Annotated in this window: 25 protein-coding genes and 1 rRNA gene; 17 read left to right on the top strand and 9 right to left on the bottom strand. The window is 38.5% G+C overall.

Annotated features, from left to right (window positions below; all coding sequences use genetic code 11):
* Positions 1–23 precede the first annotated feature (23 nt).
* The 4 genes from cyaY (at position 24) to QQK09_RS19070 (ending at position 2,608) form a co-directional block, all read left to right on the top strand.
* Positions 24–338, top strand: coding sequence for an iron donor protein CyaY (cyaY, locus tag QQK09_RS19085; protein ID WP_284205817.1), 315 nt, complete (start codon positions 24–26; stop codon positions 336–338).
* 470 nt (positions 339–808) lie between these two features.
* Complete coding sequence (locus tag QQK09_RS19080; protein ID WP_284205816.1) at positions 809–1,042, top strand: hypothetical protein; 234 nt, start codon at positions 809–811, stop codon at positions 1,040–1,042.
* Between the two features lie 29 nt (positions 1,043–1,071).
* On the top strand, positions 1,072–1,557 hold the full coding sequence (gene coaD / locus QQK09_RS19075; RefSeq protein WP_284205813.1) for a pantetheine-phosphate adenylyltransferase: 486 nt from the start codon (positions 1,072–1,074) through the stop codon (positions 1,555–1,557).
* 70 nt (positions 1,558–1,627) lie between these two features.
* Positions 1,628–2,608: a pentapeptide repeat-containing protein gene (locus tag QQK09_RS19070; protein WP_284205811.1), complete on the top strand. Its 981-nt coding sequence runs from the start codon at positions 1,628–1,630 to the stop codon at positions 2,606–2,608.
* A 22-nt stretch (positions 2,609–2,630) separates the two neighbouring features.
* Here the strand turns inward: QQK09_RS19070 and mutM are convergent, their stop codons facing one another.
* The gene (gene mutM / locus QQK09_RS19065) at positions 2,631–3,443 is read right to left on the bottom strand and encodes a bifunctional DNA-formamidopyrimidine glycosylase/DNA-(apurinic or apyrimidinic site) lyase (RefSeq protein ID WP_284205808.1); all 813 of its coding nucleotides are present in this window, start codon (positions 3,441–3,443) and stop codon (positions 2,631–2,633) included.
* Between the two features lie 70 nt (positions 3,444–3,513).
* Here mutM and QQK09_RS19060 point away from each other — a divergent pair, with 70 nt between their 5' ends.
* Positions 3,514–4,017 carry a hypothetical protein gene (locus QQK09_RS19060; protein WP_284205806.1) on the top strand — a complete coding sequence of 168 codons (504 nt, stop codon included), beginning with the start codon at positions 3,514–3,516 and terminating at the stop codon, positions 4,015–4,017.
* A gap of 1 nt (position 4,018) precedes the next feature.
* On the opposite strand, the gene QQK09_RS19055 is transcribed toward QQK09_RS19060, so the two are convergent.
* The 4 genes from QQK09_RS19055 to radC form a co-directional block, all read right to left on the bottom strand.
* Entirely contained in the window at positions 4,019–4,468 is a 450-nt protein-coding gene (locus QQK09_RS19055; protein WP_284205804.1) for a hypothetical protein, read from the bottom strand.
* Between the two features lie 67 nt (positions 4,469–4,535).
* A complete protein-coding gene (rpmG, locus tag QQK09_RS19050; protein ID WP_011768487.1) occupies positions 4,536–4,691 on the bottom strand; it encodes a 50S ribosomal protein L33 in 156 nt (51 codons plus the stop codon).
* Between the two features lie 11 nt (positions 4,692–4,702).
* A complete protein-coding gene (rpmB, locus tag QQK09_RS19045; RefSeq protein ID WP_284205795.1) occupies positions 4,703–4,939 on the bottom strand; it encodes a 50S ribosomal protein L28 in 237 nt (78 codons plus the stop codon).
* A 134-nt stretch (positions 4,940–5,073) separates the two neighbouring features.
* A complete protein-coding gene (gene radC, locus QQK09_RS19040; protein WP_284205794.1) occupies positions 5,074–5,751 on the bottom strand; it encodes a RadC family protein in 678 nt (225 codons plus the stop codon).
* Between the two features lie 114 nt (positions 5,752–5,865).
* Between radC and coaBC the strand changes: the two genes are divergently transcribed.
* From coaBC to mscS, 4 genes are all read left to right on the top strand, one after another.
* Positions 5,866–7,080: a bifunctional phosphopantothenoylcysteine decarboxylase/phosphopantothenate--cysteine ligase CoaBC gene (gene coaBC / locus QQK09_RS19035; protein WP_284205793.1), complete on the top strand. Its 1,215-nt coding sequence runs from the start codon at positions 5,866–5,868 to the stop codon at positions 7,078–7,080.
* Positions 7,081–7,082: 2 nt separating this feature from the next.
* Positions 7,083–7,538, top strand: a complete 456-nt coding sequence (gene dut / locus QQK09_RS19030) for a dUTP diphosphatase (RefSeq protein ID WP_284205791.1) — start codon at positions 7,083–7,085, stop codon at positions 7,536–7,538.
* A 19-nt stretch (positions 7,539–7,557) separates the two neighbouring features.
* Positions 7,558–8,157, top strand: coding sequence for a nucleoid occlusion factor SlmA (gene slmA, locus QQK09_RS19025; RefSeq protein WP_284205789.1), 600 nt, complete (start codon positions 7,558–7,560; stop codon positions 8,155–8,157).
* 87 nt (positions 8,158–8,244) lie between these two features.
* Complete coding sequence (gene mscS, locus QQK09_RS19020; protein ID WP_284205855.1) at positions 8,245–9,078, top strand: small-conductance mechanosensitive channel MscS; 834 nt, start codon at positions 8,245–8,247, stop codon at positions 9,076–9,078.
* Between the two features lie 86 nt (positions 9,079–9,164).
* On the opposite strand, the gene metJ is transcribed toward mscS, so the two are convergent.
* The gene (gene metJ, locus QQK09_RS19015) at positions 9,165–9,458 is read right to left on the bottom strand and encodes a met regulon transcriptional regulator MetJ (protein WP_284205788.1); all 294 of its coding nucleotides are present in this window, start codon (positions 9,456–9,458) and stop codon (positions 9,165–9,167) included.
* A gap of 307 nt (positions 9,459–9,765) precedes the next feature.
* Here metJ and metF point away from each other — a divergent pair, with 307 nt between their 5' ends.
* Complete coding sequence (gene metF, locus QQK09_RS19010; protein ID WP_284205787.1) at positions 9,766–10,674, top strand: methylenetetrahydrofolate reductase; 909 nt, start codon at positions 9,766–9,768, stop codon at positions 10,672–10,674.
* Here the strand turns inward: metF and QQK09_RS19005 are convergent, their stop codons facing one another.
* The gene (locus QQK09_RS19005; protein WP_284205785.1) at positions 10,675–13,227 is read right to left on the bottom strand and encodes a class I adenylate cyclase; all 2,553 of its coding nucleotides are present in this window, start codon (positions 13,225–13,227) and stop codon (positions 10,675–10,677) included.
* Between the two features lie 84 nt (positions 13,228–13,311).
* Positions 13,312–14,289, bottom strand: a complete 978-nt coding sequence (ygfZ, locus tag QQK09_RS19000; protein ID WP_284205784.1) for a tRNA-modifying protein YgfZ — start codon at positions 14,287–14,289, stop codon at positions 13,312–13,314.
* A 226-nt stretch (positions 14,290–14,515) separates the two neighbouring features.
* Here ygfZ and QQK09_RS18995 point away from each other — a divergent pair, with 226 nt between their 5' ends.
* The gene (locus QQK09_RS18995) at positions 14,516–14,767 is read left to right on the top strand and encodes an FAD assembly factor SdhE (protein ID WP_284205782.1); all 252 of its coding nucleotides are present in this window, start codon (positions 14,516–14,518) and stop codon (positions 14,765–14,767) included.
* Positions 14,739–15,176: a protein YgfX gene (locus tag QQK09_RS18990; RefSeq protein WP_284205780.1), complete on the top strand. Its 438-nt coding sequence runs from the start codon at positions 14,739–14,741 to the stop codon at positions 15,174–15,176. The genes QQK09_RS18995 and QQK09_RS18990 overlap by 29 nt, the downstream gene beginning before the upstream one ends.
* Positions 15,177–15,187: 11 nt before the next feature.
* On the opposite strand, the gene nadB is transcribed toward QQK09_RS18990, so the two are convergent.
* On the bottom strand, positions 15,188–16,813 hold the full coding sequence (gene nadB / locus QQK09_RS18985; RefSeq protein WP_284205779.1) for an L-aspartate oxidase: 1,626 nt from the start codon (positions 16,811–16,813) through the stop codon (positions 15,188–15,190).
* 148 nt (positions 16,814–16,961) lie between these two features.
* Here nadB and rpoE point away from each other — a divergent pair, with 148 nt between their 5' ends.
* The 5 genes from rpoE to QQK09_RS18960 all read left to right on the top strand — a co-directional run.
* Positions 16,962–17,540 carry an RNA polymerase sigma factor RpoE gene (rpoE, locus tag QQK09_RS18980; RefSeq protein WP_284205777.1) on the top strand — a complete coding sequence of 193 codons (579 nt, stop codon included), beginning with the start codon at positions 16,962–16,964 and terminating at the stop codon, positions 17,538–17,540.
* 10 nt (positions 17,541–17,550) lie between these two features.
* A complete protein-coding gene (locus QQK09_RS18975; protein ID WP_284205776.1) occupies positions 17,551–18,081 on the top strand; it encodes a sigma-E factor negative regulatory protein in 531 nt (176 codons plus the stop codon).
* 19 nt (positions 18,082–18,100) lie between these two features.
* Positions 18,101–19,123: a MucB/RseB C-terminal domain-containing protein gene (locus QQK09_RS18970; RefSeq protein WP_284205774.1), complete on the top strand. Its 1,023-nt coding sequence runs from the start codon at positions 18,101–18,103 to the stop codon at positions 19,121–19,123.
* Complete coding sequence (locus tag QQK09_RS18965; RefSeq protein WP_284205773.1) at positions 19,113–19,559, top strand: SoxR reducing system RseC family protein; 447 nt, start codon at positions 19,113–19,115, stop codon at positions 19,557–19,559. The genes QQK09_RS18970 and QQK09_RS18965 overlap by 11 nt, the downstream gene beginning before the upstream one ends.
* A 486-nt stretch (positions 19,560–20,045) precedes the next feature.
* Positions 20,046–20,192 (top strand): 16S ribosomal RNA (locus QQK09_RS18960); the annotation flags it as partial.

Here is a 20,192-nt window from a genome sequence, read left to right as displayed (position 1 = left end):
TGCAAAAGCAAAGGAGATAGATCGTGAATGACAGTCAATTTCAACAATTAGCGGATGAGTTGTATCAAACCATAGAAGATTGCATTGAAGAATCAGGTGCAGACGTAGATTATGACCAAAATGGTGGTCTGTTAACGTTAGAGTTTGAAAATCGCAGTAAACTTATCATTAATCGCCAGCAACCTTTACATCAAGTTTGGTTAGCTACTTTAGAGAATGGTCACCATTATGATTACGTCGACGGTAAGTGGATTGATGATCGTAGCGGTGATGAGTTTTTAACTTTTTTATCGCAGGCTATTTTTAAGCAGTCAGCAGAAAAAGTAACGTTTGATTAACGTTACTTTTTTCATTTAAAAATACCTTTTGGCAATGAGGTAGTAGAGGCTAAAGGCGCCAACATAAAAGCTGATAATCCAGTTGTGGTAGTCGCTGTAGCCTTGAATTGTTATATCAAAAAGGGTGAACAAGGCTGTGGTTAGGAATGTACTTTTCATTGCTTCGCTAACAATTATTTTGTTATAAGTCATGATCTGTTTTTCTCCTTAGCTTCGAACTAATTCTCTTAAAGATAGAACATATTTGTTAGAAAAAAAGAGTTTTTAGGGTGAGAATGTTGCCTGTTTTTTCAATCATTAAATAATCGCTTGTTTTGAATAGCTTTTATTTTTTATTGAAAATAGGTGGGTATTGCTCAATACTCATTTGAGTATGATTAATAAATACAAAATTATTTTTTATTATTTAACAAACAGATTCTTATCGAATCACTACCTGTAGTGGTCGGATAAGTTAACAAGGAAGTAATATGTTTAAACTATTTTTTATCTATCCAATTATTTTGTTAATTGTGGTGTGGTTGGCCAGTGATGTCGAGGTTGGTGCATCACTTTATGCATTCGAAGATAATCATTTATCGGTCGAATTTCCGAAAGCGAATTTGCGTTCAGAAGAGAACCCTGATCCTTGGCTTAGTTTTTATTGGAATGCCGAATCTGCACGTGATGGATTGCAAGAGATCAATGATGCGGTAGTTAAATAACCCGTGATTTGTGTAAACAGAGAGTATTAATGAAAACAGTTATTTTCCCCGGTTCATTTGATCCGATTACTAATGGTCACCTTGATCTTATTGTACGTGCATCAAGATTGGCTGAAAGGGTGGTTGTTGCGATCGCTAAAAATGAAACCAAGAATACGCTGTTTGATCTACATGAACGTTCAGCGCTGCTCATTGAAGCAACGCAACATATTGACGGTGTGGACATTGTTCCCTTTTCTGGGCTGCTTGCAAATTTGGCTATTGAGCAGCAAGCTCAGGCATTAATACGTGGTATTCGTGGGACAACAGATGCCGACTATGAAATACAGTTGTCACAGGTCAATAAAGCGTTAAACCCTGAATTAGAGACGATATTATTAGCAGCGAATGGAGGGTGCAGTTTTATCTCCTCAACGGTGGTAAAAGAGGTCTTTAAACATGGTGGTGATATCAGTCAACTAGCCCCGCTTTGTGTACAGAAAGCATTGCTTAGTAAACAGGTTGCCAAACCTTAGCGTTACTCAGCTTTACCAAGCAAAACGTCATTCCCTTTCTATAATATAAAGATTATAGAAAGGGGGATCCATGACTATAAATGAAATATGCACTTACGTTAATCATCTTGGTGAGCGTTGTCATAGCCATTCTCACTCTTCCCAATACTGCTATTGGCACGATCCTGAAATTATTAAATCAGCCCCAGATAGTGCTCACAAGCTAGAAGAGTTCGCCCGTGCAGGTGGCATGCTGCATGGCATATTCTTAAAGCACGCTAATTTAGAAAACTTAAATTTAGTGAAAAGAGGCTCGCAACGTGGTTTTGACCTGACCGGTGCTGATCTTTATCGTGCTAATTTACGTGGCGCACATCTTTTTAATACCGTTTTAATTCGTGCTAGTCTAATGAAAGCGGACCTTTCGCATGCAAATGTCCATTGTGCGCACCTTGAAGAGTGCAATTTACTCGGAGTTAACTTAACCAAAGCAAAGGTTGAGCATATAAAAGTAGGCAAAGTGTTACTACAAGAGCGCAATGCTAAAGCCTTAGAAAAAGAGGGCGATCACGAGCAAGCTAGAGATTTATATGAACAAGCCGAAGAGATATATCGTAACTTAAGGAAAGCCTGTGAGCATCAAGGATTGGTGACCCTTGCAGGACCTTTCTTACGTAAAGAGTTAACCATGCGTCGCTTTCAGGAGCCGCGTTATTCAATGAATCGTCTGACCTCTAAAATTGTGGATCTCTTTTGTGGTTACGGGGAAGATCCGCTACGTGTCGTTACGTTCTCTTGGGTGTTGATCGTTTTTAGTGCTTTTTTCTATTACATCTTTGGGTTGCGTTTTGCTGGAGAGTTTCAAGTATTCTCAATGCAACAGAGCCTAGAGCAGAATATTATTTTCTTTTTTGAGTGTTTATATTATAGCGTGGTGACTTTTACCACCCTAGGGTATGGGGATTTTATTCCGGTCGGATTTTCACGTGTGGTTGCCGCCCTTGAGGCCTTTACGGGCAGCTTTACGATCGCACTGTTTGTGGTGGTATTCGTTAAAAAGATGACGCGCTAATTTAGTAAGCGCTATTTAATATTTATTTTTGGCATTTTGGACAATAAACACTATTACGAGCAGCTAATTTAAGCGATTTTAAGCCACTTTTACATTTAGGGCAGTTACCACCTGTTTTTCCATAGATATGCAGTGTCTGTTGAAAATAGCCCGGTTTACCATCGCCTCCAACGAAGTCTTTGAGAGTTGTTCCACCTTGTTTGATTGCCTCAACTAAAATCTCTTTAATCGCGCTAGTTAATAACTGATAACGTTTTAAAGATACATTACCCGCTGCACGTATTGGGCTGATGCCTGCTATAAATAGTGCTTCTGTCGCATAGATATTACCCACGCCTGTCACCACCTTCTGGTCCATAATGAATTGTTTTATTGGTATTTTTCTTTTTCCTGCTAATTCAAAAAGGTGTTTGCCAGTAAATTCTTCACTGAGTGGCTCTGGGCCTAAGTGGGAGAGTAAGGTTGAATTTTGTGGGGTTAAGCCTAACCATAAAATCGCACCAAATCGACGTGGGTCGGTATAGCGTAATAAGCAATTATCAAAAATAAAGTCGGCATGATCATGCTTTTCAACATCGCTATTTAATGGGCAAATACGTAAATTTCCTGACATACCTAAATGGATAAGCAGGGTGCCTGATTCAAAGTTTAATAATAGATATTTAGCGCGACGATCGATAGAGAGTAATTTTTTCGCTTGTAAGTGATTCAATAGATCAGATGGGATTATCCAGCGCAGTTGTGGCTGACGAATAATTACGTCGCTGATTGTTGAACCAATAATATGTGGGCTAATGCCACGACGACTGGTTTCAACTTCGGGTAATTCAGGCATTTTTTATCTCCATTAGTCTAATATTTATACCAGTTACCATTCAAGTGTACTTTTTTTAGGGAGAAAAGCGATGTTAAGCGTACCAACCTGGTTGGTGGTGTTAATCGGTCTATTATTTAATATTTCAGCCGCATTGATCACTCACTTTTTAATTGATGAAAAAACTAATCAATTGAACAGTTTATCAATGCAGATGAATAATAACGAAAAAGAGATAAGTTTACTTTGGGTACAGATAGAAGGGGTGGAGCGGAAAAGAGAGACGCTTTATCTACTTGCTAATCAAGGCCAATTAAATGAAGTGATAGCAACCCAGTTCAGTCGCTTACTCGCCTATCACCTACAAGAGCAACTGCCATTGACGGATATACAATTGGTGGATAATAAAATAGATGCCTATCAGGAAGATATTCGTAATGACATCGACAATAAGTTTTTTTTAAATTTAGAGTTGGTCGAATTAGAGATGTTTTTACAGAGTGAAGTTTCTCGTTTACGTAACTGGTCTATTTTTTTGCAGATGATTGGGCTGTCATTAATATTAGCGCGGGATTTAACCCGCAAGCCCACTTGAACTATCGACCTAGAAACAGGGGCAGTTGCTCAGCGCTTAAAAATAGTGACATTTGTTGATCTGTTTGTAACAGATAATCGTCACCTTCTTGGATTAGCTTTACAATAATCGGTTGTGCTTCATTTGCAGTATAAACTTGCATAATGAAAGGGTCTTTAGGTGCGACCTGCGCATTTTTCGTTTGCAGAGGTAGTGTTTGCCAGTTTTGCACTAATAGCGATAGTTGATGCTCAGATAGGCCAAGGTTAGGCTCACTTATCCAGCTGCGCCCTACACGTTTGATCGAGAAATCGGGGGTTTTTATCTCCACAATCATGGCATCGTTACTAATTAACGTACGTTCGTGGACTTTAGGTTGAAGCAGTAGTTTGTGGCTAAAATTAAATAGAAAAACAACAATTAATACAGCAAAAATAAGCACATTATTCCAGCCTCTTTTTGATAATCGCATATTTTTATTTTCCTTTAGACATAAAAAAACCCAGTATAAACTGGGTTTTTATTAGATAAAATCAAAATTACTTGATTTTGCCTTCTTTGTACATAACGTGCTTACGTACAACTGGATCAAATTTCTTGATCTCAAACTTTTCAGGCATAGTCTTTTTATTTTTATCAGTAGTATAAAAATGGCCAGTACCAGCACTTGAATTTAAACGAATTTTATCGCGCATGTTACAGCTCCTTAAACTTTAATGCCATTGGCACGGACGTCAACAAGAACGGCATCAATGCCTTTCTTATCAATAATACGCATACCTTTAGTAGTTAGACGTAATTTAACAAAACGGTTCTCACTCTCAACCCAAAAACGATGTGTTTGTAGGTTAGGTAAGAAACGACGTCGTGTACGGTTTTTCGCGTGTGATACATTGTTACCAGTAGCTGGACGCTTACCTGTAACTTGACATACTCTAGACATGTCGATTTCTCCAAATATTTAGTTTTACTCGAGCAAAATAGTCGAACACCTTTTTTAGCCGTCGCCAAAGGCGTCGAGGGCGCATTTTATACATGATTGAGTATGAAAGATCAACAAATCTGTTAATTTAAGCGTTAAATCCACCCTTTTTCGGCAAAAGAGGTGGTTTTTTGATCGCCTATGATGAAATGATCCAAAACTCGGACATCAATTAATCGCATCGCATCGATGATTTTTGCTGTTATTTTTTTGTCGGAAATACTGGCTGTGGGATCACCACTTGGGTGATTATGAACAAGGATAATTGCAGCTGCATTTTCATGCAAAACCTTCTGCACAATTATTCTAGGATGGACTGTTGCACTATCAATTGAGCCAAAAAAGAACTCATGAAAGCAGATTATTTGATGTTGTGTATCTAATAAAATTGCGGCAAAAACTTCATTAGGATAAGCATGCATTTTAGCGACTAAAAATTCTTTTGTTTGTTGGGCACTGGTCAAGGCAACTCCTTTTTGAAGTGGTTCTTTTAAGTAGCGACGTGACATCTCTAATACCGCTTGAAGTTGTACATATTTTGCTTGGCCTAATCCTTTTTTAGCACAAAACTCTGTTTCAGAGGCGGCAAAAATAGCATGTAATGAGCCAAATTCATTGAGTAATAAGCGTGATAATGCAACAACATCGATCCCTTTGCAGCCAGTGCGTAAAAATATTGCCAATAATTCTGCGTCTGAAAGCGCGTGGCTGCCTCTTAATAGAAGCTTTTCGCGTGGGCGTTCTTGATTTGGCCAGTCTTTTATTGTTGTCATTAGCATCGTTTTTAGGTTTAATTGATATTAAATCTAGTCGATAAAATCACATATTGCTGAAAATGTTTATGTTATCCTAGCCGCCATCTTTAAACTCCGTTATGAGTCTTTTTTATGTCCTCTTTACATGGAAAAAAAATATTATTAGGCATTTCTGGTGGTATCGCCGCTTATAAATGCGCTGAATTAACCCGTCGTTTAAAAGATCAGGGGGCTGATGTACGTGTCGTGATGACCGGCTCTGCGAAGGAATTTATCACTCCGCTTACGATGCAGGCTGTTTCAGGGCATGCCATTGCTGATTCTTTGCTTGACCCGAGTGCAGAAGCTGGGATGGGCCATATTGAGTTGGCTAAATGGGCTGATTTAATTTTGTTAGCACCCGCAACGGCTAACTTGATCGCACGTTTACGTGCAGGAATGGCTGATGAGTTATTAACAACGCTTTGTTTAGCATCACCCTCTCCTATTGCTGTTTCACCGGCAATGAATATGGAGATGTATTTAGCGCCAGCAACACAAGACAATATTACTGTTTTGAGCTCTCGAGGTTTACACATTTGGGGGCCGGGAAATGGTCCGCAAGCCTGTGGTGATATTGGCCCTGGGCGGATGTTAGAAGCTGATGACTTAGTGGCACGCTGTATTGATTTTTTTAGTGCTGAAAATCAACTTTTAGCTAATGTGAATATGACGATTACAGCAGGTCCGACCTTAGAAGCGCTCGATCCTGTTCGATATATTAGCAATCATAGCTCGGGGAAAATGGGTTTTTCACTCGCTGAAATGGCCCAAAAGATGGGGGCTAATGTGACCTTGATTAGTGGTCCAGTTAATTTAAAAACCCCTAAAGATGTTCAACGTATTGATATATCTAGTGCGCTACAGATGCACCAAGAAAGCTTAAATAGTCTTAACCAGTGTGATATTTTCATCGCTTGTGCAGCCGTTGCAGACTATCGTCCCGCCAATATTGAAACGCAGAAAATGAAAAAACAGCAGGGTGTCGATGATTTAACGATTCAATTAGTTAAGAATCCAGATATTATTGCTGATGTTGCGAGTACAGAAAACGCACCTTTCTGTGTTGGCTTTGCTGCGGAAACAGAACATGTTGAACGCTATGCATTAGATAAGCTAAAACGTAAAAAGTTGAAGCTAATTGCAGCAAATGATGTTGCAAAGTCAGGACAAGGTTTTAATAGTGAAAAAAATGCACTTACAGTCTTCTCTGAAACAGAAAGGTTTGCTATAACGCTTGCAGATAAAAAGCTGGTAGCAAGCCAGCTATTAACCATCATTGCACAACAATATTCTCAGAGTAGATAAAAATGAAACAGATAGAACTTAAAATCCTAGACGCACGCATCGGTAAAGAGTTTCCACTTCCGGAACATGCAACGGCGGGTTCTGCGGGCATGGATTTACGTGCATGCATTGATCAACCAATGATTATTCAATCGGGTGAAACACAATTAATCCCTACTGGGATTGCTATTCATATTGCTGATCCTAATTTAGCTGCAACGATTTTACCACGTTCAGGACTTGGTCATAAACACGGTATCGTACTTGGTAACCTAGTTGGGCTAATCGATTCAGATTATCAAGGTCCGTTAATGGTCTCTTGTTGGAATCGTAGTGAGAACGCATTTACTTTAGAAGCGGGGGAGCGCCTAGCGCAATTGGTTTTTTTACCCGTAGTACAAGCAACATTTGAAGTTGTAGATAGTTTTGAATCCTCGGATCGTGGCGAAGGTGGTTTCGGGCATTCAGGTAAATTATAAGCAAAGGAAGTTAACAGTAATGGTTACAGCAACAAAGAAGAAAACAAATCGCAAGGATGATATTTTACGTGCTTTAGCAGTCATGTTGGAGGGCAAACCTGGGCAACGCATTACAACCGCCAAATTAGCTGCTCAAGTTGGTGTTTCAGAAGCTGCGCTATATCGCCATTTCCCAAGCAAAGCGCGAATGTTTGAAGGGTTAATCGAGTTTATTGAGAACACTATTTTCACTCAAATAAACTTAATTAAAGATCAGGAAAAACAAACATTTATACGTATCGAGCACGTTTTACATTTTCTGCTTGGTTTTGCTGAGCAGAACCCGGGTATCACTAGAATATTAACCGGTGACGCATTATTAGGAGAAAATGAACGTTTGCAAGTGCGCATTGAGCATATCTTCTCTAAACTAGAGTCGCAGATAAAACAGATTCTGCGTGAAAAGCCGATGTTAGATGGCGATAAGCTAAATAGTGATGAAGCCGTTATCGCTAATTTGCTACTTGCTTACGTAGAGGGGCGTATGAACCAATTTGTTCGTTCTCAATTTAAGCAAAAACCAACACAAAATTTTAAAGTTCAATGGGGATTTTTTTATAACCAACTAAAACAAAGTTAATTTTTTATATTCGATTCAATATAGCTAAATAAGGAAATAAGCATGTCAGAAGAAAATGTAACACCAGTGGAAACTGCGACTGAAGTTATGAATAATAGCGCCGATGTTGTCAATAGTGGCGTTGATTGGATTAATAATAACCAAGGTTTGATTATTGAGTACGGTTTAAATATCGCTGCTGCAATAGCAACACTTGTTATCGGTATGATTATCGCAGGAATGATCTCTAAGACCTTTCATCGTATATTAACCAAACGTGAACTCGACCCAACGATTGTTGAATTTGTCTCACATATGGTGAAATATGTAATTGTGGCCTTTGTAGTTATTGCTGCATTAGGTCGTATTGGTGTACAAACGACTTCATTTATAGCAATACTAGGTGCAGCGGGTTTAGCAGTCGGTCTCGCATTGCAAGGATCGCTTTCTAACTTTGCATCAGGTGTATTAATTGTTATTTTACGCCCGTTTAAATCAGGCGAATACATTGAAGCAGCCGGTATTTCAGGCAGTGTTGAATCGGTACAAATCTTTGCAACAACGTTAGTAACACCAGATAATAAATTCGTTGTTGTGCCTAACTCTGCGATTCTGGGTGGCAATATTATTAACTATTCTCGTAAACCAACGCGTCGTATTGACCTGGTTATTGGAGTAAGTTACCAAGCGGATTTAGCAAAGACTAAAGCGGTATTGGAAAGTGTTGTAAAAGCGAACTCATTAGTATTAAAAGATCCTGGTGTGACGGTTGCTGTTGCTGAACTTGCTGACTCAAGTGTTAACTTTGTCGTTCGTCCTTGGGTTAATGGCGGCGATTACTGGCCTGTACGTTTTGAGCTAATGGAAGCGATTAAAAATGCCTTAGATGAAGCTGGCATTGAAATTCCATTCCCACAAATGGATGTTCATGTAGATAAATAATTCGTGATTTTTAAAAGCGAATAATAAAAAGCCCCTTGTTTTGATTATAAAACAAGGGGCTTTTTTTATTTCTAGTGCGAGAAATGTTACTTTTTAAGTAGTGCTTGTACGCTTTTAGGGATCTCTAAAGGCTCCTGGCTTTTATCTAAATCACTATCTTCTGGTAAAGGTTGACCTGTATAAGCGTGAAGAAATGCCTCACATAAAAGTTCGCTATTTGTTGCATGACGAAGATTATTTACTTGGCGGCGAGTACGTTCATCGGTCAGTATTTTTAACACTTTAGTTGGAATAGAAACGGTTACTTTTTTAACCTGTTCACTCTTTTTACCGTGTTCAGCATAGGGGCTGATATATTCGCCGTTCCAATTTTTAGACATGATATTCCTGTTTTACCCATAGTGTGAGTAGGGCATTTTAACGATTGTTATCGATGATCGCAAATAGACTTCTAGAAGTCTGAGCTATATTGCTAAATATAGTTAAAAACCAAGCCTAATATCATTTTAGCCATTCATTTAGAGCATAATAATACCACCTTCTCATATATCTAAACTCGTTGAAAAAACTGAAGAAAATTAATGTTAACTTTAATTTTTTTCATGTTGGTTTAATTTTGTTGACATAAATTAATATTTAGTTAAATTAACCACATATAGACGTTTAGATGGCTAAAGGGATAAAAGCATGACAAATGAAAACCAACAACAATCATATTTTTCAGCACAATACTTAGCAAAGTTGAATCAACATATTGCCGATATTAAAACCGAGGTCGGTGTTTCATTTGAATTCTTTCCACCATCGACACCTGTTATGGAAGAAACTTTATGGGGATCGATTGAGCGTTTAAAGACATTAAAACCTAAGTTTGTTTCTGTTACCTACGGGGCCAATTCTGGTACGCGTGATCGAACTCATGAGATCATTAAAGATATCAAGGCTAAAACGGGTATGGTTGCTGCGCCACACTTAACCTGTATTGATGCCAGCAAAGAGGAATTACGTCAAATAGCACGAGATTATTGGGCTAATGATATTCGTAGCATTGTTGCATTACGTGGTGATATCCCTGAAGGAGAATCGAAGCCTCATATGTATTCAACTGACTTGGTTAAGTTATTAAAAAAGGAAGCTGACTTTGATATTTCAGTCGCTGCATACCCTGAAAAACATCCAGAAGCCTCAAGCCAACAATTCGATTTAGATGTCTTAAAAGCTAAGTTTGATGCGGGAGCTAATCGTGCTATTACACAGTTCTTTTTTGATGCAGAAACTTTTTTACGCTTTAGAGATAAGTGTGTTAAACAGGGAATTGATGGTGATATTGTGCCGGGAATTTTACCTGTTTCTAATTATAAAACCTTAGTAAAATTTGCAGGGTTAACCAATGTGAATGTACCTGATTGGATGCATAAACTGTATCAAGGCACGGATAATGATCCAATGACACGTAATTTAATCGGCGCGTCGGTTGCAATGGACATGGTCAAGGTATTAAGCCAAGAAGGGGTGAAAGACTTCCATTTTTATACGTTAAATAGAAGCGATTTAAGTTATGCAATTTGTCACTCTTTAGGCTTGCGTCCAGAGTAATTAGTGTACTGTGCGCTCACTATTTTTAATGCTACTTTTGAATGACGACAATTGTAATTGGTTATTATCACCCAATTCTATTTCATAGAATTGTGGTAAGTTGAAATTAATTTGTGCTTCTAACTCACTGCTTTCGTGATTATTAGAGGCATAAAAACGATTTACGTTCTGTACTAAATCATCCTTACTACCAGCAAAACTTTGAAAACTTTCTACTTCATTTTCTGCATTTGCAATATAGACATTAAATCCCTCAGGGTAATTTTCAAAAAAGAACTGGATGAGCCCTTCGCTGATATGGGATTCGATCACTTTTGCTGTTTGGTCAAAAAACGTATTCTTGAGGCTGATAGCACTCGTTGACACTTTTTTATTGGAAATATGGCTGTAAATATCCACGGTACTTTGTAGGTGTTGCAGTGATACACCGGTACGTTCAAAGTAAAAACCAAATTTTCTTCCACCGGTCCAAAGCGTCTGTACAGAGCGTTGTGTAAGAGAGTCTAAGCGAAGTTGTATATATTCCTCAAGTTTACTTCTAAAGGCTGCGCAGATTTGCTCTCGAAAATGTTGGCTGTAACAGAAAAGGTCGATCTGCTCTGGTGGTCGCGCATCTTGGTGCATTTTGCCTAAAATCGTGGTTAATGCGTCAACAACAGCGAAGTTATTTTCAAAATGTAGCGTACGTACTTCGTTCCAAGAGTTACGGTAGATGAGATCGATGCTGCCAATTAAGCATTCATTATGCTCCCCATAGGAGAGGATATTATCATTTTCTAAATCATCATCTTCATGCGCATCTTGCCAGTGACGCGTTGGATCTTTTTCTACATTTAAAAAGATAGTAAGGTGCTTTATTTCACAGGGCTGGCTAAGAGCTTGGTTGCTAGCTTTAGGTACAAATACAGGAAAAACAGAGTACAGATCTTGAATAAACTGATTTAGTTTATTATCAACGAGGTCGGCACCTTGATTGTATAGGTGTAGTTTCGTTTCCTCTTCATATAAACCATTCATATGGCACCATGAAACTAATTTGGACACATATTTTGCATGCATTAATGACTTAGTTTTAATTAAAGCATGGGCTTCTAATGAGCAATTAAAAAGATACCAACCAGCAGGGTTAGTATGATCTTCAGGCACTTGAATAAAGCTAAGATCCGGTTCTGATAAATCAGGAGAGATATTAGGATTTATAAGGTCAACCTTACCCGGTAGTGTTTCATGAGCTGCGTATAGCTTACGCGATAAAACACCGATATCTTCAGCACTGATCGATTCACCAATATTGTTGTCGCGTGCAAAAGAGAGTAGTTTACGATAACTTACCATCAATGCTTCAAGCAAAATATCCTTTGCTTTAGTGACATCGTTTACCTTCCAGTTTTTACGATTATCGAGATCAATAATTTGCTCATCAGCCCAACCCCATTGATTTACAAACTTATTTAAAATGGTACGTCGCCAAGCCGTATTGTCGTTATAACAAACTTTAGAAAGGGCTTCTTCTGTTTTTAGGTAAAAACAACCACGTATCAATTCTAAGCGTTTAAAGTCTTTAATTTCAATTAGGTATGCTGTTACTTTTTCAAGCATTAAGCAATATGGGTCAAGCTGTTCGTCATAATACTCTTGTGTTTGAAAGCGCTTTTTATAACTAATAGCGATCAGCTCTGTATTGGGGTATTCCCATGAATAGGCTTCCATTAAAATGGTTTTTAGTACCGCCTTATATGGGGTATCTATGCCTTTATACAGTTGCCAAAGTGTTGCACCAAAATACTCTTCAGCAGGGATGCGGTGGAATCCACCGAGATCTAACCAGTCGTGTTTATTGAGTGTTCCATCATCATAAAGTGCTTGTACATATTGATCATAGTTTTGCTCATGCTCAATAGGGATGAGACGCCATAATATGGGTTTTCCGGCGATCAATAATGCAGTGCGGTAAAATTCATCTAATAAAAGCATATGCTGTGAAGAGCCACAGGAGTCTCTCGACATGCCTGCATCATTATCAATACGAAATTTATTATCTGGAATGAGAAAAAAGTTGAGCTCTACACCAAAACTGTCTGCCCAATGGCTAATGAGCCAAGATTTCTCTTCTAGCAGTTTAACACGCTCACTATCAAGTTGATGTGGATAGCAGATCCAAACGTCGAGATCACTTTCAGAAGACTGTCCGATAGAAGAGGTACTGCCCATTGCATATAAGCCAAGAATATCGCATGTTTTGCTTTCTTGAGTAGGCAGTTCAGTATGAAAAAAGTTATTCAGAAGGCTTTGAGTGTGTTCTGTGAGTTCAAACTGACAGATGCGTACAGGCATCTCGTCATTATCAATATAACCAGGCAGTGTCGGAAGATTAAAATGAAATAAAAGCGGAAATGATTGAAATACATTCAATTCATCTTTGCCCATTAATACTTGCGCTGATTGGATGCGCAAGCGATTAAATTTCATCGCTTTTTCGCGCAGCCTGATTATTTCACGACTCAATTCAAAACCTGCTCTTTTGTTAGGATTATACTGTGTTGATAAAAACATGGTACAAAAAGTGTGAGCATTGTAACATTATATTCTTATACAGGGAAACATCCCCGAGTTTATTCAGGGACATATATTGTTAAGTCAAGCTTCCTCTAATGTGTAAGGTAATGGTGCGTAATAAAGCGTCGAGCCTTCAATTTCTTGTACCTGATAAACATCTTCAGGGCTGCAATCTTTAGGCAATACCGCTAATACTTCAATGTGACCATCACCGTATTGGCAACCAGAAATAACGGTACCGATACGTTTCCAGTTATTGCTAACGAGCATTTGAATATTGTCACCTACCTTCGGTGCTTGTGTTGCACGACCGGTTAAAATAAACAGCGCGCGTTTGTTCGCCCCGCGATATTTAGCTCGAGCAACCGTTTCTTGTCCGATATAACAACCTTTACTAAAACTAATCGCGTTCAATGCTTGTAGGTTTAACATCTGCGGGATAAATGAAGCACAAGTTTGCTCTTCTATAAAGCCGATGCCTGAAGCAATATTCATCGCGTTCCACAAACTATCATCAAAAATTTCAGCGCGGTCTTTTAAATCTTCTAATAGCTCATCTGCGATTGCATTTTTCATCACCACTAAATAGCGGAGAGAGGGGTAAGGTTGTTTAATGATAACGGTGCCGCTCTCTAATAAACGACTTTGATCATGCGTTGCTGCGGTATCAACTTTTTCAGCAATGTATTGTGCTGATTTACAGCCGACTAAGCCAAGTGCTTTATATTCTGTCTCTTTACTAATTTCGACTTTAGAGAAGGCTGCGTACTTCTGCAGTTCAGGAAGTTGACGAGGCGTGACAGAACTTGGTTGAGTGAGTAATACACGGTCTTCTAATACGATAACGCGGAATATACTAAATACTTTTCCTTGCGGATTACACTGTGCTGCTAATGTTTGCTGTCCTGGTTTTAGGTCGGCTAGGTCACAGGTTAATTGTCCTTGTAAGAAGGAGATGCGGTCGTCACCTTTAACTGAGATGAGATCCCAGCTATCAAGTGGGCATAATACTAAATCAGCTAGTTGGCTAATATTATCTAAATCACTCAGTTTGCGCATAATTTCCTCATTTTATATTTTTTTACAATGGTATAGCTCACAACCTATTTTGTCAGTAGTTGCTGTTAATAAATTGTTGTTGTTATGATGTGGGTATGTTTTTTTATCTTATATAAAACGAGTAACTTTTTTAACCAGTAATATTTATCAGTTAGTTAATATAATTAGTATTTAACCTCAACTGTGATTCCGTCATTGAGGTTATTTAATAACAGGGAATAAAAGAATGACCGAAATGGTTAATAAATCTCGCCTATTATGGGCATGTCGTCGTGGGATGTTAGAGTTAGATGTATTATTTATGCCTTTTGTGAAAGAGGCCTTTGATGACTTATCAAGAACCGATCAGTTTACTTTTCAGCGTTTGTTAACTTGTGAAGATCCTGAACTCTTTGCTTGGTTTATGGGTCATAAAGTCTGCCCTGATGCAGAGTTAGCAAAAATAATTGATGTCATCCTTAAGCGCGTTAAGGTATAAAATAACCGTTAACCCCTCCTATTACGCAGGTATTGTTGTTTTCCTGCTGTATTGTCTTGCCATATTGTTAGCGCTTTTTGTAACGCCATTAACGCTCATCTCCTCTATTTTATACTTACTGCTTTTTCTGATCGCATTTATTGCCGCTAAATATGCGGTTAGGCAAGTTGCGGAGTTGTTGCTAAGTGAATCTGGTCTTGTAGAGAGGAAGTTAGGAGATAAGGACTATGCAGGACAAATAAGCGAAGCCTCTTTTTATAATCGTTTTTTTATTTTCTTAATACTAAAGGAGATGAAAAGCGGTTTGTTTGATAAAGGAGAAAAGCAGTTTGTTCTTATCTACAGAGATGCAATTAGTGTGGCGGACTACAGATTGCTCGCCCGCATTATAAATAGCGGGCGAAACTAGTTATATGTTTGTTAATCGTTTTGTGGGCATAAAATAGTAGGTTTTGGATTATCCAACTGCTCTGGGTAATCTAAATTGTAATGTAAGCCTCTGCTTTCTTTACGTAACATCGCACTGCGAATAATTAATTCAGCGACTTGCACTAGATTACGTAGCTCTAACAAGTTATTACCGACCTTGAAATTACTGTAATACTCATCAATCTCTTGCTGTAACATTTGTACACGACGTAATGCACGCTCTAAACGTTTATCAGTACGTACAATGCCAACATAATCCCACATAAATAGGCGCAGTTCGTGCCAATTATGCTGAATAACGACCTCTTCATCAGAGTTTTCTACGCGACTATCGTCCCATGCAGGAATAGTGGCGAGTTTCCTTGTTTGATAAAATGGTAAACGATTGATGATGTCCTTGGCGCTAGCGTGTGCATAAACAATACATTCTAACAATGAGTTAGAAGCCATACGATTTGCACCATGTAAACCCGTGTAAGTAACTTCGCCAATCGCATATAAACCATCAATATCTGTTTGACCATGATGATCGATCATCACGCCACCACAGGTATAATGTGCCGCAGGCACAATTGGCATTGGTTGGTGAGCGATATCAATACCTAATAATAAACAGCGTCGATAAATAGTAGGAAAGTGTTTAATGATAAACTCTTTTGGTTTATGGCTGATATCAAGGTACATACAATCGGCACCAAGGCGCTTCATCTCATAGTCAATTGCACGTGCAACGATATCGCGTGGTGCAAGTTCGCCGCGTTCATCAAAGTCAGGCATAAAACGTGTGCCATCTGGGCGAAGTAAGTGTGCACCTTCGCCACGTAATGCTTCAGTAAGTAAGAAGTTTTTAGCATCGGCATGAAATAAACAAGTTGGATGAAATTGGTTGAATTCCATATTAGCAATACGGCAACCACTACGCCAAGCGAGGGCAATACCATCACCGCTAGAAACATCAGGGTTGCTGGTATATTGGTAGACTTTACTCGCGCCACCAGTAGCAAGTGTTACAAAATGTGCATTAATAGTTTCGACCCGCTCTGCGGTACGATTCCAGACATAAGCGCCTAATACGCGATTAGCGGGTAAGTTTAATTTACGACTAGTGATCAAATCAATCGCATTAAAACCTTCCATCAAGGTTATATTTTTATGTTTTTTTACGGCACCCAACAGCGTATCTTCAATCTCTTTACCCGTCGCATCAGCAGCGTGCAGGATACGTCGATGTGAATGACCGCCTTCACGGGTTAAATGAAATTGCGTATTGCCATCAGCATCGAGTTCAGTGTCAAAATCAACACCGGTATCGATTAACCATTGCATACTTTCTTTTGCGTTGCTAACGGTAAAACGTACTGCTTCTTCATCACATAAACCCGCACCAGCTATTAATGTATCTTCAACGTGTGAGTCAATACTATCGGTATCGGAAAATACTGCGGCTACACCGCCCTGTGCATAAAAAGTGGATCCCTCGGAAAGTTTACCCTTACTTAATACATTTACTTTTGCATGTGGCGCTAGTTTTAATGCAAGTGAAAGGCCCGCTGCACCTGCGCCGATAATTAAAATATCGCAGCTATGTTGTTCAGTTATTGATTTACTTTCTGTCATGGCACTATATGCTCTGCAGTTAATGAAGTATTTATGCAGTTTAGCTAAAAATGATTTCTTTTGAAATAGTTTGGAACTTTCTTCAAACTATTTAGTCATAACTGTAGATGCCAGAAAGGCTAACAATAATAATAGGTAGAAAAGCTCAATGAATGAGCGTGATTTAGATTTTCAATTAATTCAGCGTATTCAGAATGGAGAGCAACAAGCTTTTACATTATTGGTTCGTAAATATCAGAATCGAGTGGCGAACATATTAACGCGTTATGTACGTAATTCAGGTGATATTGCAGATGTAACGCAAGAAGTATTTATTAAGGTTCATAAATCACTGCCCTCATTTCGTGGAGATAGTGCTTTTTATACATGGTTATATCGTATTACTGTCAATACAGCTAAAAATTATTTAACCAGTCAAAGCCGACGCCCTCCAGCGTCAGACATTGATGCAGTTGAGGCGGATAGCTATGATGGTAGTGAAGCCCTTAAAGAAGCAGATTCACCAGAAAGTATTTTAAGATCTGAAGAGATAAAGCAGGTGATTATGAATACCATCGATCAATTGCCTGCAGAACTTAAAGCAGCTATTACGTTACGTGAACTTGAAGGCATGAGTTATGACGAAATAGCAAAAATAGAAGATTGTCCTATTGGTACGGTTCGCTCAAGAATATTTAGAGCACGTGATGCCATCGATAAGCAGTTAGCGCCTTTATTAGAAGAGTAGTTGGGAATATATGAAAGAAACTAATGAACAACTTTCCAGTTTGATTGATAATGAAAATATCGACAGCAAGTCATTAGATGCCCTTATTAATGATAAGCAGCAACAAGCTGTGTTTTCTCGTTACCAGTTAATGGGTGACGTCATGCGTAATGAAAATGCAATCAATATCGATATCAGCGAACAGGTGATGGCTGAAATTGCTAAGCAACCGACTTTAGAAACAGTCACGCCAATTATTGCAAATGAACCAACACCAATAAAAGCTGACAATAACGTTATCGCATTTGTAAAACGTTTTGGTCAGTATGCCATTGCTGCGTCTGTCGCCGGTGTTGTTGTAATGACTAGCTTTATGACTTCTCAACCTGTTGTTGAAAATAGCGGTATTGAAGTGTTGAATACGGTTCCATTTGGTGGTGGTGCTTCGCCTGTAAGCTTACAAGCAAGCCAAAAGTTGTCGAAGCAAGCATTACAAGATCGTCATGAACGATTAGAAGCTTTATTAAAAGACCATCAATTGCAATTACAAGTGCAGCAATAAAATACACACAGGTTGGTCAATGAATAAAGTCTCATCGGTTAGAATAATATTCGCAGGACTATTACTGTTTTTTATTCCTTTTTCTATGGCTGACGAAAGTGATGAAGATCATCAGCCATTAATGCCTGCTGAACAACAAATTTTACCTTCTGCTATTCAGTATTTGCAATTAATGCAAAATGCTTATCAAATGAAAAATTATGAAGTGATTTATTTGAGTAGCTTGCAAAAGCAACTTGAACCGATGCAATTAATTCATGGTGTTGTTGATGGGCAACAAGTTAGTTATTTCCGTTATCTTAATGGTGCCATTAGAGAGTCTCTTCAATTCGCTGGAGAGATTAGCTATTTTGAACAAGGCGCTCCAGCTTACACATTAAAATCCAACCATAACCGTCATGTTTTTGCCAATATTGCTAATTTTGATTATCAAAAAGGGCTAGAAAACTATGACTATGTCATTTTAGGAAAGGGACGAATAGCTGGAAAGCAATCTATTGCGATTCGTGTGATCAGTAAAGATGATTATCGCTATAGCTATGTTATATGGTGTGATTTGCATTCTTTATTGCCGCTTCGTTTAGATATTGTTAGTCCTTCTAATGTTTTACTAGAGCAATTGATGGTTGTCTCGCTTAAAGTTTCTGAAAAGGTCAACCCATGGTTGGTAAAATTAACCGAAAATCCACGACCTGAAGTTGTTCACATTAGACAATTAGCAACAGAGAAAACGTCTCGTTGGAAAACCTCTTGGTTACCCGCTGGATTTACTGTTGTAAAAAATGATCAGCATAAGCTAGCAATGAATGAAAATGAGATGGTTAGTTATATCATGCTAGATGACGGCATTGTTAATGTCTCCATCTACATCTCACCTAAAAAATTAGCTTTAGATGAAAAACAAAAACTAATTCGTCATGGTTCAACAGTCTTATATACGGAACAGCGAGGGATAAATGAAGTTAATGTAGTCGGTGACGTCCCTATAGCAACAGCCAAACGTTTGGTTAAATCTTTGGTGTGGGTTACTAATGATAACTGAAACCGGTAAAATTATTGCGATTGAAGAGGTGCAAGGGGAAATAGTTGCACGTGTTGAGTGTATTTCAAAGTCTGCTTGCTCTTCATGTAATAACAATACGAGTTGTGGTGTTGGTGTCGTATCCAAAGCATTTTCTGATAAGAGCCACTCTTTTGAGCTTCCTTATAAAGAAGGGATGAAAGTTGATACCTTTATAGAGCTTAATATCAGTAATGGAGACCTAATCAAAAGTGCCACACTTATCTATTTACTTCCTCTCGTATTCTTTATTGGCAGCGCACTATTAATTAAAAGCACCTTTATGGTAAATGAAGGGATATTAATTGCACTTTCTGCTGTTTCTGCAGCACTGGGTTTTGCCATTACTCGTCTTATTGCAAATAAGCTCTTCCCCCACAAGCAAAGTAAGCCGCTTATAAAGACCAAATATGATTAATAAAGGTCGATAAATAAACGTTTCTTCTGCTTTTTGTTTAACTATTAACCGCTTTGAAATTAAATTGAAATAATCACTAATAAACCCTTGCCAATGTAATTCAACTCCCTATAATACGCCGCACAGACAAGGACTGAGGCGCAAGCCACTAACCTAGTCGGAACCAACAAGCTCCTAGAGTTTGAGTCGAAAATCTTAGTTAAAATAAGGTGTTGACAAGGTTCGCAGGTAGCGTATTATACGCACCTCGCCGAAAGGCACGCTCTTTAACAATTTAATCAAACAATCTGTGTGAGCATTGATAGTAGATTTCAAAAAAGTCCTCCTTACTTGTAAGAGGGGACAAAAAGAATCAATATCAATGACACACGAATTAATTCATTAATTCAGAATAACAACAGTACATTGCACTTGTTGCAAAGGTACTTAGTTTTAGTCAGTAATATTGAGTCGCAGTGTTGGTAACAACATTGCACATTAAACTTTAAATTGAAGAGTTTGATCATGGCTCAGATTGAACGCTGGCGGCAGGCTTAACACATGCAAGTCGAACGGAAACAGAAAGTAGCTTGCTACTTTGCTGTCGAGTGGCGGACGGGTGAGTAATGCTTGGGAATATGCCAAAACGTGGGG

This window comes from Psychromonas marina (assembly GCF_030161115.1).
GTDB lineage: Bacteria > Pseudomonadota > Gammaproteobacteria > Enterobacterales > Psychromonadaceae > Psychromonas > Psychromonas marina.
The sequence above is the reverse complement of the archived record's forward strand: the minus strand, read 5'-3'. Positions and strand labels throughout refer to the sequence as shown.

Excerpts from the sequence above, each read along its gene's own strand:
- rpmG (WP_011768487.1), bottom strand. The coding sequence starts at position 4,691 with ATGCGCGATAAAATTCGTTTAAATTCAAGTGCTGGTACTGGCCATTTT.
- slmA (WP_284205789.1), top strand. The coding sequence starts at position 7,558 with ATGGTTACAGCAACAAAGAAGAAAACAAATCGCAAGGATGATATTTTA.
- mutM (WP_284205808.1), bottom strand. The coding sequence starts at position 3,443 with ATGCCTGAATTACCCGAAGTTGAAACCAGTCGTCGTGGCATTAGCCCA.
- dut (WP_284205791.1), top strand. The coding sequence starts at position 7,083 with ATGAAACAGATAGAACTTAAAATCCTAGACGCACGCATCGGTAAAGAG.
- coaBC (WP_284205793.1), top strand. The coding sequence starts at position 5,866 with ATGTCCTCTTTACATGGAAAAAAAATATTATTAGGCATTTCTGGTGGT.
- rpoE (WP_284205777.1), top strand. The coding sequence starts at position 16,962 with ATGAATGAGCGTGATTTAGATTTTCAATTAATTCAGCGTATTCAGAAT.
- ygfZ (WP_284205784.1), bottom strand. The coding sequence starts at position 14,289 with ATGCGCAAACTGAGTGATTTAGATAATATTAGCCAACTAGCTGATTTA.
- coaD (WP_284205813.1), top strand. The coding sequence starts at position 1,072 with ATGAAAACAGTTATTTTCCCCGGTTCATTTGATCCGATTACTAATGGT.
- metJ (WP_284205788.1), bottom strand. The coding sequence starts at position 9,458 with ATGTCTAAAAATTGGAACGGCGAATATATCAGCCCCTATGCTGAACAC.
- QQK09_RS18965 (WP_284205773.1), top strand. The coding sequence starts at position 19,113 with ATGATAACTGAAACCGGTAAAATTATTGCGATTGAAGAGGTGCAAGGG.
- QQK09_RS19055 (WP_284205804.1), bottom strand. The coding sequence starts at position 4,468 with ATGCGATTATCAAAAAGAGGCTGGAATAATGTGCTTATTTTTGCTGTA.
- metF (WP_284205787.1), top strand. The coding sequence starts at position 9,766 with ATGACAAATGAAAACCAACAACAATCATATTTTTCAGCACAATACTTA.
- QQK09_RS18970 (WP_284205774.1), top strand. The coding sequence starts at position 18,101 with ATGAATAAAGTCTCATCGGTTAGAATAATATTCGCAGGACTATTACTG.
- QQK09_RS18995 (WP_284205782.1), top strand. The coding sequence starts at position 14,516 with ATGACCGAAATGGTTAATAAATCTCGCCTATTATGGGCATGTCGTCGT.
- QQK09_RS19005 (WP_284205785.1), bottom strand. The coding sequence starts at position 13,227 with ATGTTTTTATCAACACAGTATAATCCTAACAAAAGAGCAGGTTTTGAA.
- QQK09_RS19080 (WP_284205816.1), top strand. The coding sequence starts at position 809 with ATGTTTAAACTATTTTTTATCTATCCAATTATTTTGTTAATTGTGGTG.
- nadB (WP_284205779.1), bottom strand. The coding sequence starts at position 16,813 with ATGACAGAAAGTAAATCAATAACTGAACAACATAGCTGCGATATTTTA.
- QQK09_RS18975 (WP_284205776.1), top strand. The coding sequence starts at position 17,551 with ATGAAAGAAACTAATGAACAACTTTCCAGTTTGATTGATAATGAAAAT.
- radC (WP_284205794.1), bottom strand. The coding sequence starts at position 5,751 with ATGACAACAATAAAAGACTGGCCAAATCAAGAACGCCCACGCGAAAAG.
- rpmB (WP_284205795.1), bottom strand. The coding sequence starts at position 4,939 with ATGTCTAGAGTATGTCAAGTTACAGGTAAGCGTCCAGCTACTGGTAAC.
- QQK09_RS19060 (WP_284205806.1), top strand. The coding sequence starts at position 3,514 with ATGTTAAGCGTACCAACCTGGTTGGTGGTGTTAATCGGTCTATTATTT.
- QQK09_RS19070 (WP_284205811.1), top strand. The coding sequence starts at position 1,628 with ATGACTATAAATGAAATATGCACTTACGTTAATCATCTTGGTGAGCGT.
- mscS (WP_284205855.1), top strand. The coding sequence starts at position 8,245 with ATGAATAATAGCGCCGATGTTGTCAATAGTGGCGTTGATTGGATTAAT.
- QQK09_RS18990 (WP_284205780.1), top strand. The coding sequence starts at position 14,739 with ATGTCATCCTTAAGCGCGTTAAGGTATAAAATAACCGTTAACCCCTCC.